This window comes from Herbaspirillum lusitanum (assembly GCF_026127345.1).
GTDB classification, from domain to species: Bacteria; Pseudomonadota; Gammaproteobacteria; order Burkholderiales; family Burkholderiaceae_D; genus Herbaspirillum; species Herbaspirillum lusitanum.
On record NZ_QXFG01000002.1, the window covers coordinates 125,262 to 139,428 of the forward strand.

General features: G+C 61.5%; 7 protein-coding genes. 6 read left to right on the forward strand and 1 reads right to left on the reverse strand.

Annotated features, from left to right (window positions below; all coding sequences use genetic code 11):
* Window positions 1–58 precede the first annotated feature (58 nt).
* From DXT88_RS00845 to DXT88_RS00865, 5 genes are all read left to right on the forward strand, one after another.
* The gene (locus tag DXT88_RS00845) at window positions 59–1,309 is read left to right on the forward strand and encodes an Hsp70 family protein (protein WP_265211042.1); all 1,251 of its coding nucleotides are present in this window, start codon (window positions 59–61) and stop codon (window positions 1,307–1,309) included.
* Window positions 1,310–1,498: 189 nt separating this feature from the next.
* Window positions 1,499–3,682 (forward strand): CHASE2 domain-containing protein, encoded by a 2,184-nt coding sequence (locus DXT88_RS00850; RefSeq protein ID WP_265211133.1) that lies wholly within the window; start codon window positions 1,499–1,501, stop codon window positions 3,680–3,682.
* 577 nt (window positions 3,683–4,259) lie between these two features.
* A complete protein-coding gene (locus DXT88_RS00855; protein ID WP_265211044.1) occupies window positions 4,260–5,867 on the forward strand; it encodes a ShlB/FhaC/HecB family hemolysin secretion/activation protein in 1,608 nt (535 codons plus the stop codon).
* A gap of 1 nt (window position 5,868) precedes the next feature.
* Window positions 5,869–10,452, forward strand: a complete 4,584-nt coding sequence (locus DXT88_RS00860) for a beta strand repeat-containing protein (protein WP_265211045.1) — start codon at window positions 5,869–5,871, stop codon at window positions 10,450–10,452.
* A gap of 23 nt (window positions 10,453–10,475) precedes the next feature.
* Window positions 10,476–11,228 (forward strand): FecR family protein, encoded by a 753-nt coding sequence (locus DXT88_RS00865; protein ID WP_265211047.1) that lies wholly within the window; start codon window positions 10,476–10,478, stop codon window positions 11,226–11,228.
* A 51-nt stretch (window positions 11,229–11,279) separates the two neighbouring features.
* On the opposite strand, the gene DXT88_RS00870 is transcribed toward DXT88_RS00865, so the two are convergent.
* Window positions 11,280–12,053: a 3',5'-cyclic-nucleotide phosphodiesterase gene (locus tag DXT88_RS00870; protein WP_265211048.1), complete on the reverse strand. Its 774-nt coding sequence runs from the start codon at window positions 12,051–12,053 to the stop codon at window positions 11,280–11,282.
* Window positions 12,054–12,482: 429 nt separating this feature from the next.
* Here DXT88_RS00870 and DXT88_RS00875 point away from each other — a divergent pair, with 429 nt between their 5' ends.
* A complete protein-coding gene (locus DXT88_RS00875) occupies window positions 12,483–14,123 on the forward strand; it encodes a GAF and HD-GYP domain-containing protein (protein WP_407649249.1) in 1,641 nt (546 codons plus the stop codon).
* Window positions 14,124–14,167: the final 44 nt, after the last annotated feature.

A 14,167-nucleotide genomic window follows, 5' to 3' on the forward strand; every position in this document is an offset into this window, starting at 1 on the left:
AGACACGCGCCGTGCTTTTCTATATCATCGCGCCTTTGCAAAAACGGCAGGGATAAGCATGTCAGACGCTTGCGGCGTGGATTTCGGCACTTCCAATTCCACGATGGGCTGGAGCAGGCAGGGACAACCTTCCTTGCTCGCACTTGAAGACGGCAAGATGACGTTGCCGTCGGTGGTGTTCTTCAACGCCGATGAAAATGAATTCAGCTACGGCCGCGCTGCGTTGTCGACCTACCTGGCCGGCTACGAAGGCCGGCTCATGCGTTCGCTCAAGAGCCTGCTCGGCTCGGGCATGATCGACGGCCAGACCGAAGTCGGCGGCCGCGCGCTGCCGTTCCGCGCCTTGCTGTCGCAGTTCATCGGCGAACTCAAGCAACGCGGCGAGCGCGCCGCCGGCCGTCGTTTCGACAGCGTGGTGCTGGGCCGTCCGGTGCACTTCGTCGACGACAACGCCGAGGCCGACCAGTTGGCGCAAGACACGCTCGAAGAGATCGCGCGCGCGGTCGGCTTCAAGCACATCGCCTTCCAGTACGAACCGATCGCCGCCGCCTTCGATTACGAATCCACCATTGCCCGCGAAGAGCTGGTCCTGATCGCCGACATCGGCGGCGGCACCTCGGACTTCTCGCTGGTGCGCCTGTCGCCCGAACGCGCGAAGAAGAGCGACCGCCTCGACGACATCCTCGCCACCGGCGGCGTCCACATCGGCGGCACCGACTTCGACAAATACCTCAGCCTGTCCAGCGTCATGCCGCTGCTCGGTCTCGGCAGCAAGCTGACCAGCAACAGCGAAGTGCCGTCGGGCTATTACTTCAACCTGGCGACCTGGCACACCATCAACCTGATCTACACGCGCAAGGCCTGGCAGCAATTGCAGGACGTCTATCGCGAAGTCGCCGAGCGCGACAAGTTCGCGCGCCTGCTCGACCTGGTCGAACAGCGCGCCGGCCATTGGCTGGCGCTGCAAGTGGAAGCGGCCAAGATCGGCCTGTCGGCGGAGGAATCCTTCACGCTCGAACTCGATCGCCTGCGTCCGCCCGATACCCTGCAACTGAGCCGTGCCGGCTTCGACGCCAGCATCGACCATCTGGTGACGTCGGTCGAGCAGACCGTTGGCAAGCTGCTGGCCGACGCCGGCGTGAAAGCCGACGCCATCGACTCGGTGTTCTTCACCGGCGGCTCCAGCGGCGTGCACCTGCTGCGCAAGCGCATCGCCGCGCTGGTGCCGAGCGCCAAACAAGTCGAAGGCGATCTGTTCGGCAGCATCGGCGCCGGCCTGGCGTTAGATGCCCTGCGGAAATTCTCTTGATCGGTTTCCACCACTGACGGTGCGCTGGCGCCGCTTCCTGTATACGGAATTCCGTTGTGATTCGCCGGTAGTGCTGGCATCATCGCAACAAAATATTCTCAGGGGGAAGCCGTGCGTCGTCTCTTCGCAAAACATGGTGCGCGCTGGTCGTTGGCGCTGGTACTGACGCTGTTGGCGGGCGGGCAAGTGATGGGCATGCTGCCGGCGTTTCTGACTGAACGCATCGATCTGTTCTTCTACGACATGCGCATGCGCATCGCCAAAGTGGAGACCGATCCGCGCATCGTCATCGTCGACATCGACGAGAAGAGCATCGCCGAAGTCGGTCGCTGGCCGTGGAGCCGCGACGTCGTTGCCGCTCTCATCGGCAAGATGACCGACAGCTACGAAGCGCAGACCGTCGCCTTCGACGTCCTGTTCGCCGAACCCGACAACAGCTCCGGCTACGCCACGCTGGAAAGCCTGGCCCACAGCGAGCTCAAGGGCCTGCCGCAATTCGGCCAGCAATTGCTGACACTGAAATCCAAACTCGATTTCGATGCGCGCATGGCCGCCGCCATCCAGGGTCGTCCGGTGGTGATGGGCTACAACTTGTCCAACGAATCCGACGCCATCGCCAAAGGCCAGTTGCCGAAACCGGTCTTCACCCTCGCCAGCCTCGGCGGTCGCCGTCTCGACGCCACCAACTGGAAGGCCTACGGCGCCAACCTGCCGCAGTTGCAAGAGGCGGCCGAAGCCGGCGGTTTCTTCAATCCCTTGCTAGACAACGACGGCCTGATCCGCCGCGTGCCGCTGATTGCGCAAGTGGGAGACAACTTCTACGAATCGCTGGCGTTGGCCAGCGCCCGTTCGGCGCTCGGCGCCACGCGCATGAAACCGATCTTCCTGCAACAGGATGCGGTGATGTCGGACCAGCAGTTGCGCGACTACGGTGCGCTTGAATCGATTGCGCTCGAGACCAAACCGCGTCCGACCTTCATCCCGGTCGAACGCCACCTGACCACGCTGGTGACTTACCGCGGTCGTGGCGGTGTCCACGGCGGCGCGTTCCGCTATGTGCCGGCGGTCGACATCCTCAAGGGCCGCATCCCCAAGAACGACCTTGCCGGGCGCGTCCTGCTGGTCGGCACCACCGTGCCGGGCCTGTACGACTTGCGGGCCACGCCGGTCAGTCCGAATTATCCCGGCGTGGAAATCCACGCCAACATCATCGCCTCCATCCTCGACGGCGACTTCAAGCAGCGGCCGGAATTTGCCGTCGGTTTCGACCTCGTGCAGATCCTCGTGATTGGCCTGGTGCTCGGTCTGCTGCTGCCATTGCTGGGACCGTTGTGGTCGATCCTGCTGGCGTCGGGCGCGGCATTCGGCGTCGGCGCGTTCAACTTCTGGCTGTACGACAGCGCCGGGCTGGTGCTGCCGATGGCCACCGCCTTGCTGCTGATTGCCGCGCTGTTCATCTGCAATCTCGGCTGGGGTTACCTGTTCGAATATCGCAACCGCCGCGCCATCGTCAACCTGTTCGGCGAATACGTGGCGCCGGAACTGGTCGCCGAAATGGCCGCCAATCCGGCCAGCTACAACATGGAAGGCGAGAGCCGCGAACTGACCGTGATGTTCTCCGACGTGCGCGGTTTCACCACGATTTCGGAAGGTTTGCAGCCCAATGAATTGCGCGAGTACATCAACGCCTACCTGACCGCCATGTCGGAAGACATCCGCGGCAATCGCGGCACGCTCGACAAGTACATCGGCGACGCCGTGATGGCGTTCTGGGGCGCGCCGATCGAGTTGCCCGACCACGCCGCGCGCGCGGTGACGACGGCGCTGAAGATGCAGCAAAGCTGCCTGGTCCTCAATGAAGAATTCGCCAAGCGCAACTGGCCGCCGCTGAAGATCGGCATCGGCCTCAACACCGGCAACATGCGCGTGGGCGACATGGGTTCCAAGATCCGCAAGGCCTACACGGTGATGGGCGATGCGGTCAACCTGTCGTCGCGCCTGGAGTCGATCACCAAGGTCTACGGCGTCGGCGTACTCGTCGGCGTAGCCACGCGCGACGCCGCGCCGGAGTTCGCCTATCGCGAACTGGACAGCGTGCGCGTCAAGGGCAAGAACGAACCGGTGCCGATCTTCGAACCGCTCGGACTGGCGGCGGAACTGACCCCCGCGCAACGCGCCTCGCTCGACAAATGGACGGCTGCATTGGCGCTGGTGCGTCAGCAACAATGGGATCAGGCCGAGCAGGAAATCCTTGCTTTGCAGCAAGAAGGTCCGCATGGTTTATACGATCTCTACTTGCAACGCATCGCCTATTTCCGTGAGCATCCTTTGCCCGCGGATTGGGATGGCGTGACCACCTTCGAGACAAAATAACAACGCAGGTGGGCGGCGTGAATGCCGCCCGGGATGCGCGTTACAGGGCAAAACCTCCGATTAAATTTCCACATGGAAATTAAAGCCGCAGCACGTTGCAAGTTAAGCGAAAACGCCCACCGAATATGCGCGATTTTTGTCGACAGGCAATAGGCTCAATCTTATACTTGCCGGTATGTAGCGCCGTCGGGGTGGGTGGCGCTTAGTTGGCGGTTTCGTCGCAGGAGCGGGCAGCGTGCGTAAAAAGAAGAACAACGCCTGACGCTACGGCTGCGGCGATGACGATCGTCATCGCATCATATTTTTTCCACTGGATAGTTTTTGTCGCTGAACATTCTGCCGCGTGCGCAAGCACCCGGCAGTTTGGCGTGTGCATCGCGTAGACGTGTATCTCGCATGTACGTCGCGTGTACGCCGCGTGTGTGCGAGGCGAACGATCCGGACCGGAGGAATGCAGGGGCGTTGGTGCGCATGAAGAATGCGCACGATGCAAGAGGGCAGGGAAGTTCACGATAAATCGAGGCGACGGCGGTCTGCAGATTGCAGGCTGCCGCGGTCCTGAACCAAGCATAAAAAAATGAAACATCGTTTGATGCAATGTCTATTGGGGATGACGTTGACCGTCGTCGCGGCGAGCGCGCTGGCGGACGACGAACGTTTCAACATCACGCGTTTCCAGATCGAGGGTAATACGCTGCTGTCGGAGGCCGAGCTGCAGCGCGCCGTCGCGCCGCTGACCGGTCCGGGTCGCGTGTACGGCGACGTACAGCAAGCATTGGAAGCGCTGGAAGCAGCCTATCGCAAGGCCGGTTACAGCGCAGTGCAGGTCAACGTTCCCGAACAGGAGCTGACCAGCGGCGTGGTAATTATCAATATCAGCGAATCGGTCATCGGCCAGATCACCGTCAGCGACAACAAGTATTTTAGCGAACAGAACATCCGCAACAGCTTGCCGCAACTGCAAGTCGGCAAGTCGCCTAACCTCACCGCCATCTCGCAGGCCGTGCAACTGAGCAACGACAATCCGGCCAAGCAGGTCAATGTCGCGCTCAGCGTCAGCGACGAAGAAGGCAAGGTCGACGCCGACGTCAAGGTGACTGACTACAATCCGATACGCGTGTTCATGACGCTCGACAACACCGGCGCGCCGGCCACCGGCAACTGGCGCACCGGCATCGCGATCCAGCATGCCAATCTGTTCGATCGCGACCAGGTCGGCACGCTGGCGTATACCACGTCGCCTGACAGCCCGAGCGGCGTTAAGGTCAACCTGTATTCGCTGGGCTATCGTATTCCGCTGTACACGCTCGGCGACAGCATCGAATTCATCTACGGCAAGTCCAGCGTCAATACGCCGGGCAGCGTTGGTGGTCCGACCGGCGCGATCGGTTTCACCGGCAAGGGCGACGTGGTCGGCTTGCGCTGGAATCACTTCTTTGCGCGCGAAGGTGAATTCACCAGCAAGCTGGTGGCCGGTCTCGACTACAAGAAGATCGATTCGCGCTGCGATCTCGCCGGCATCCAGATTGACAGCATCGGTTCGTGCGTGGCTTACAAGACCATGCCGCTGAGTCTGACCTACAGCGGACAAACGCGTTCGGCCACGCAGAACGTGGACTACAACATCGGCATCTCGCGCAATATCGCGATTGGCCCGACCTACACCGCGAATGGCCGCAGCGATCATTACTCGTATATCACCGGCCGCGACACCGTCGACAATTTTGTCATCCTGCGCGGCGCGGCGTCGTTCTTCAAGGCCTTCGGCAATGACTGGCAGATGCGCTTGGCTGGCACCGTGCAAATCGCCAAGGACGCGCTGGTCTCGGCCGAGCAATTCGGCCTGGCCGGTTCCTCCGCCGTGCGCGGCTTCACTGAGCGCGCAGTGGCGGCCGACGGCGGCGTGATCGTCAACGCCGAAGTCTATACGCCGGAACTGCTGTCCAAAGGCAGTCTGCGCCTGCTGGCCTTCCATGACATCGGCCGCGGCTACAACAACAATGTCGGCGGCGGCAGCGGGGTGAACAGCGTCACGGTATCAAGCATCGGCTTCGGTGCACGCTACACCTTCAGCCGTGATTTCAACGTGAAACTGGACGTGGCGCGCGTGAGCGTGCCCGGCACGTCGAGTACGGAAAAGCGTGGTGATCTGAACGCGCATGTCAGCGCGACACTGGGGTTCTGAAATGAGTGAAAAAAACCAAGCGCGCCCGGCGAACCCGGCGCAAGATTTCAACCGCATCGAACTGATGCCGGCTTCCGTCACCATGCGCGTCGGCAACCGACGCCTGACCATGAGCTGGCGTCCGCGCAAGCCGATGCCGCCTTTGCTGACGGGCCTGCTGCAACGTTCGTGGCGCGCCATGTTCGGCAAGTCGCTGCGCATGTCGGTGACGGCGGCGGCGATCTGCGCTGCCTGGAACATGCCGGCCATGGCCGCTGCGCCCGGTGTCAACACACTGCCGACCGGCGGCGTCATTACCGCCGGCACTGCCACCATCGCGCAGAACGGCAATACGCTGAACATCAACCAGAGTTCCAGCGCCGCCATTGGCAATTTCACCAGCTTCAGCATCGGCGCCAACGCCGTTGTCGATATCCGCCAGACCAACGCAGCCAACGCCTTCCTGGCGCGCGTGACCGGCTCCGATCCGACGCAGATTTATGGCTTGCTGAAGTCCAACGGCACCGTCATGCTGGTCAACCAGAACGGCCTCATGGTGGGGCCAGGCGGCGTGGTTGACGTCGCGCGTTTCATCGGCAGCACGCTCAACATCCGCGACAGCGACTTCCTTGCCGGTCGCCTGAACTTTACCGACGACGGCCATGCCGGCAACATCGACAACCAGGGCACCATCAAGAGCGCCACCGGCGGCAGTGTCTACCTGATCGGTGCGAACGTCGCCAATAACGGCATCATCCATAGTCCCAACGGCGAAGTCCTGCTGGCAGCAGGCCAGACCGTGCAGCTGGTCGACACCGCCACGCCGGGCGTCACGGTGTGCGTCACCGGCGCCGCCGGCAGCGTCACCAACCTGGGCGCCATCACCGCCGAAGCAGGCCGCATCGGCATCGCTGCCGGCCTGGTCACCAACAGCGGCAACATCAACGCCAGCAGCGTGGTCAGCGAAGGCGGCCGCATCTTCCTGCGCGCCTCTCAGAAGTTGACGACGACCGCCAGTTCGAAGATCACGGCGGACGGCGTCACCAAAGGCGGCAGCGTGGTGCTCTATTCGGACGGCGCGGCGTTTATCGACGGCGATGTTTCGGCGCGCGGAGCACCGGGGTTGGGTGGTTTTGTTGAAACTTCCGGCAAGAGGTCGCTGGATGTGATCAAGGCGCCGGATGTCGGCACCGGCGGTGAATGGCTGATCGATCCCTATGACCTTACCGTGGTGGCTACCGGGACCGCGGCTGTCAGCAACAGCGGCTATGTGATCACGTCAACCGGCTCCAGCGCCACCATTGAAGCGGGCACCATCGTCACCCAGCTCAACCAGGGTAACAGCGTTACCCTCACGACCGGTGCGGGCGGCGCAGCCAACGGCGGCAACATTACCGTCAACGCGGCGATCAACAAGACCGCCGGCTCGGCATCGGCGTTGACGCTCAACGCCGACAACAACATCCTCATCAATGCCGACATCACCAGTACCGGTACCTATGGCCTGAGCCTGAACCTGAACAGCAACTATCAGGGCGCCACGACGGGGGATCACACTGTTCAAGTCACCGGTGCAACCATCACTCCCAATACCGGCATCATCAACGTCAACGAAGGCGTTGCCGGCAGCGGCAACGGCAAGATCGCGCTCAACGCCGGCGCCACCATCGACCTCAACGTCGGCAGTACGCTCAATGCCGCGAGCCTGAACATATCGGCGGGCGCTACGATCAAGAGCAATTACAGCACCAGCGTCCATCTCACCAGTCTGAAAAATGCCGGTGAGGTGAACATTTCGAATTCAGCGATTACGACCGGGGCTCTGGACAATCAGGTCGGCGGCCTGGTGAAACTGACCAATGTGAGCGGGGCGCTGGGCGGACTGACCAATGCCGGTACGCTCAATCTCACCAGCGTGTTCCAAGGCGGCGGGATTACCTCCGGCGATATCACCAACACCGGCACGCTGACGCTGTCCAACGGATCGACGCTGAATGCCGGTACGCTCAATAACCTGGGCTCAACCACGTTGAACGCGTCCACCCTGAACGTGAACGGCTTGACCAATGCGGTCGGCGCTTCCGTCACCTTGAGCGACAGCGCCCTGAGCGCATCCGACATCGTCCACAACGCCGGCACGTTCATCACGACCAACAGCACTATCAATACAGTCAATGGCATGACCAACATGGTGAGCGGCGTGCTCACCATGAATTACCTGTCCAAGATCAGCAGCGGCAGTTTCAATAACCAGGGCCTGTTGAATGCCTACGGTTCGGCCGGCTATGTCACGTTCGAGAACGGCTTCACCAACTCCGGCCTGATGAACCTCAAGGGTTCGATCATGGCCAATTCGTCCGCGACCAACGCGCAGGGCGGCACGCTTAACCTGGGCGCCGCCGGCGAGGCGAGCACCATCAGCGGCAGCGGTCTGTGGGGCAACGACGGCACGCTGAACATCCTCGGTGCGGGCAATGAAGTCACGCTCGGCGGCACGCTGATGAACAACCAGACCGGCACCATGCTGCTGTCCGGGACCGGTACGTTCCTCAACGCGGGGCAGTTCAGCAATAGCGGCATCGTCACGCTCGGATCGGGAGGCTCGGTAACGGTCGGGGGATCGGTCAGCAACAGCGGCAGCTTGCTGTTGAGCGGCGCCAACCTGGCATCGAACGGTTTCTCCAATGAAGAGGGCGGCACCGTGAGCGGCACCGGCTCGATCACGGTCGGCGGCGGCAGCGGCGTATTTACCAACAACGGCATCCTTTCGCCGGGCGGCGACAATGCTGTCGGCTCCTTGTCCATCCTGGGCAATTTAATGTTGGGTAACAAGGGCACGCTGAAGCTCGACTTTTCCAGCGCCACGAATTACGACAAGATCACCGTCCTCGGATCCACCCTGGGCTTGGGCGGCACACTGATCACCAAGCTGCTCGACACCTACCGACCCGCCGTCGGCACCACGTTCACGCCGATCGAGGGAGCGACCAGCAGCTCCGGTTCGTTCCGCTACGTCGAGGGCGACATCGTCACCTCGGGCGGAGTCAAGAACATGATCAAGGCCGGCTACAACCTGGAAGGCGGACAGAGCGGCATCGACGCGCTGCGACTGACCATGTCGGCGCCGGAAGAGATCACGTACACCGGTTTTCAGGAAAGCCAATGGAGCGACATCAACAACTGGTCGTCGCATTACATTCCGACCGCGATCGACAGCATCATTATTCCGAGTGATCGTGCTGCGACGTACGCCGGCGTCCGGCCCGAGTCGCTGGAGAAAATCACCGTCAGCTCCGGCGGATCTTTCGGCATGACGACCGGCGACCTGACCGTGAACACCATCCGTTCCGAAGGCAATTTCAGCGTCGGCGGCGGTGCGCTTACGCTGCTCGGCACCGGACGCCTGTACTCGCTTTCCCTGGGCGGGACATTAAACGGCGGCAGCACTTCGATCCTGAACGTCACCGACAGCTTCCAGCAATATGGTGGCAGCATCAACAGCGCCGGCGACGTTGCGTTGAGCCAGGCCGACGGCGACCTGATCGTCGGTTCCATCACGGCGCGCAACCTGGCGCTGGAAGCGCAGACCGGAAGCGTCGGGCAGCAGGACACTGCGCTGCACGTGACCAAACAATTGCTGACCTCGTCCGCCACCGGCACCACGCTGACGTCCAGCAACAATCGCATCGCCGCCTTTGCCGGCAACAACCGCGTCTCGGGCGACATCATGCTGGTCAACAACCTGGAATCGGCCGACACCTCGGTGGTCAAGATCAACGGCGTCAGCAACGCCAACGGCAACATCAACATCGTCAATACCGGCGGCGCAGCGACCGCGGCGATCGGCAGCGACGCCGACTTTTTGGGATCGATTCCGACCGAGAGCGGCACGCCGATCTCCGCCGCGGTGCGTCTTGCCACGCTTGGCATCAACACCAGCGGCCTCATGAGCGTGGCCGGCACGGGCAGCAGCGTGAATCTGGAAACACATAGCCCGCTGACCATCGGTGCAGGCGGCGTCAGCGCCACCGGCAACATCAACCTGACGGCTGGCAACAGCGGATCGGCCAGCGACAACCTGGTCGTCAACGGCGTGATCGCTTCCACAGGCGGCAACATCGCGCTGCTGGCCGGCAACAACATGTCGATCAACGCCAACATCACCACTGCGGCGCCGGGCACGGCGCTGTTCACGGTGACCAACGGCGTACTGACCTACGCGCCCGGCGTCAGCATCACCGACGCCAGCGGTACGGTGGTGCCGGTGGCAGCTATAGTGAACCAGATCATCAATTCGACGCCGCCTGCCGTAGCGATTCAGTTCATCAATTCGACGTCGCCTTCTCTGGTGAGTCAGTTGATCGAAGCGCCTTCCTTGCCAATAAAGTCGGAACTCGTCAAGACGGTGCAGAAGCCGTTGGCGCAGAACATCAATGTGATAACACCGGTGTTCGCGCCAGCCACTTCTTCGGTCTCCACCCCCGCCAACACGCAAACTACCGGCGGCACGCAAGGCACCTTCGGCGGTGACGACACAGGCACCAGCACGCCTGCTACCGGTGGTACCGCCAACACGGCGAAGAAGCCGCTGCCGGTATGCACCTGATGATGTATCAAGGAACCACGACAATGAAACACGCCATCCAAACGGGACATCGCACCATGGGTAAATTCTGGCGCCTGCTGGCCCTGATGTTGTTGCTGGGCTGGGGTAGCCAGGCGTACGCGCAGATGGTCGGCACCGTGACCAATTTGTCGGGCGTGCTGACCGCACGCCATCCCGACGGCAGCACGCGCATCATGAGTTCCAAATCGGAAGTGCTGCAGGGCGATACCCTGATCACGCAGTCGAACACCTACGCCCGCGTGAAGTTCATGGACAACTCCGAGATCGTGCTGCGCCCGGCGTCCGAGATGGTGGTGAAGAGTTTTCTGTACGACGCCGAAAAGCCCGAGCGCAACAACGTCGCCATCGGCCTGGTCAAAGGGGGCCTGCGTGCCGTCACGGGACTGATCGGCAAGCGCAACCATGATGCGGTCAGCTTCGATACGCCGACGGCGACCATTGGTATACGCGGCACCCACTTCGGCGCGCTATTTTGCCAGAACGATTGCGGTGGCGTTCCGACACCGAACGGATCAACGCCGGCCAACGGCTTGCACGTCGATGTGGCGCAAGGCGCGATCGTGTTGTCGAACCCAAGCGGTTCTCAAGTGTTCCAAGCCGGTCAGTTCGGCTACGTCGCCAATGTTAATACACCGCCGATGCCGGTTCCGCCGGTGCGGGGCATACCGGTGACCATGCCGCAATCGATCAGCAAGAATGCGCCCGGCTCGAAATCGGTGGACGCATCCAAGTCGGTTTCCTGCATGGTGCAATAAAAATACGGGAGAAGAGCGCTGCTCAGGCTGCATCCTGGTTGCAGCAGCGGCTCAGAACTCGAACGCCGACTCAGCCTGCAGCATGCTGATCCTGCGTGTGCCGGCGCCCTGCAGCAGTTCCTTTTCGATCTGATGGGACAGACCGGGTTTGGCGTGCGTGACGAGAATTTCCGGATCGCTCCTGAGCTTGGCCAGGTCGGCCAGCAGCAGGCTGGGGCAGAAATGTTTGGACAACACCGCCAGTTCGCGCTCGCTGTCGGGGAACGCCGCCTCGACGATCAGGTAGCGCAGCTTGTCGATGGTGTTGACCATTTCCCACAATGCATCGCAACTGGTGGTGTCGCCGCTGAATGCCATGCTTGCGCCGCTGCGCAAATCCTGCAGCTGATAGCCGACCGCCGGCACCGTGTGGTTGGCCGGCAGCGCGGTGATGCTGCGTTCGCCGATGACCAGCGACTTGCCGACCTCGATGGTGTTGAAGCGCAGGAAGGGATTTTCGGGCGAGGGGATTTCGCTGAAGTCGGGCCAGATCTGCCAGTTGAAGATGTGCTTGCGGATGATGTCCTGCGTCGCCTGCGTGGCGTGCATGGTCAGCGGCGTGTTGCGCAGGTCGCCGACGCTGTCGAGGATGAAGGGCAAGCAGGCAATGTGATCCAGGTGCGCATGCGTGATGAAGACGTGGTCGATGGCGGCCAACGCATCCAGCGGCAGGTCGTTGACGCCGGTGCCGGCGTCGATGAGGATGTCGTGATCCGCCAGCAGCGAGGTGGTGCGAAGGGTATTGCCGCCTATGCCGCCACTGCAGCCGAGAATTTCTACGCGCATCGTATGGACCAGATTGAAATGATGATGGTTGCGACCCCGGAACGAATATGTTCCTGCGGAAATGTTCCGCGTCCCCCGCGATTGCACTCTTGTTTTCTGTCTTGAGAGATTGCCTTCCGAAATCGAAATGTAGCAATCTATGCAACAGTTTCGATGGTAAGTTATCCGTCACCCTAAATCAATAAAAAGCACGGATCGCTTCGACGAAACAACAGGGAAACCCGACGCAGATCAGGCGCGTGAGGCGCAGAGTTTCCGCATGTCATCGCTAACGCGGGCGCGTACTGTCTCGTGACGGTAACAAGCGGGGAAAAAATGCTCTGCTTGACACTTTGTTGTCAGTATTGAAGCGTATCTTTCCAGAATCGCCCAGTGCGTTTTTTTACTGCATCGATCAATGCGATGCAGGCCAGCTGTCTCCTTGAGCCGATGAACAACATGAAAAACCAGCATCTCGATATTTCCCACCGCCTGGAAAAGCTGACCGAGCTCAGTGTCGAACTGAGTACCAATCGCAATATCCCGCTGCTGCTCGAGCGCATCCTGCAGACTGCGCGCAGCATCACGCTGGCCGATGGCGGCACGCTTTATCGCACCGTGGAAGACGAAGACAGCCTGGCGTTCTACATCTCGATCAACGATACGCTGGGCATGCACCAGGGCGGCAGCAGCGCGCAGAAGATCAGCATCCCCAACATCCAGCTGACCAGCCCCGACGGCAGCAAGAACCTCAGCGCGGTGGCCGCCTACGCCGCCAACACGCGCAAGTCGGTCAACATCCCCGACGTGTATCAGGCCGAAGGTTTCAACTTCTCCGGCATGCGCATGTTCGACGAAAAATTCGGTTATCACTCGCAGTCGTTCCTGACCGTGCCGATGCAGGACCACGAAGGCGAACTGGTCGGCGTGCTGCAACTGGTCAACGCCATCGATCCGGCGACCGGCAAGCCGCATCCGTTTTCCGAGACCGATCAATACTTCATCGAAGCGCTGGCGTCGCAGGCGGCCATCGCCATCACCAACCAGCAACTGATCTACCGGCTGGAAAACCTGTTCGAACATTTCATCAAGCTCATCAACATGGGCATCGATGAAAAGTCGCCGCATACCGGCCGCCATTGCGAACACGTGCCGGAGCTGGCGATGATGCTGGCCGAAGCCTCGCACCAGGCTACCGAAGGTCCGCTGGCGGATTTCCAGATGACCGAGCGCGATCGCCGCGAGCTGTGGGTGGCCGGCCTGCTGCATGACTGCGGCAAGATCACCACGCCCGACCACATCGTCGAGAAGTCGACCAAGCTGCAAACCATTTACGATCGCATCCACCTGGTCGACACGCGCTATGAAGTGCTCAAGCGCGACGCCGAGATCCGCGTGCTTAAAGAAAAATGCGCGCTCGGCGCGGCATTGACGGCGCAGAAGAGCGCCGAACTCGACGCCGCCCTGCAAGGTGAATGCGCGGCGCTCGACGCCGAACGCAATTTCCTGCGCAAGAGCAATGTCGGCGGCGAGGGCATGAAGCCGGACGACCAGCAACGCGTGCTGGAAATCGCCAAGCGCCAATGGCGTGGACCGGACGGCCAGATGCAGGACCTGCTGAACGCCGACGAGTCCGGCAACCTGCGCATCCGCGCCGGCACCCTGAACGACGCCGAACGCCAGATCATCAACAACCACATCGTGGTCACCATCAAGATGCTGGAGTCGCTGCCGTGGCCGAAGCAATTGCGCAACGTCACCGAATACGCCGGCGGCCACCACGAGCGCATGGACGGCAAGGGTTATCCGAAGGGACTCACGCGCGACCAGATGTCGCCGCAGGCGCGCATGATGGCGATCGCCGACATCTTCGAGGCGCTGACTGCCGCCGACCGTCCGTACAAGAAGGGCAACACGCTCAGCGAGGCGCTCGAAATCCTCGGCGGCTTCCGCCTGCGCGACCACATCGACCCGGACCTGTTCGACGTCTTCGTGCGCAGCAAGGTCTACCAGCAATACGCCGACAAGTTCATGCCGGCCAGCCAGATCGACGTCGTCGATCACAGCAAGATCCCGGGTTTCGTTCCTTAATTCTCCTCGCGTCTGAAATCGCTTTCCCCGTTCGTGGCATGAAA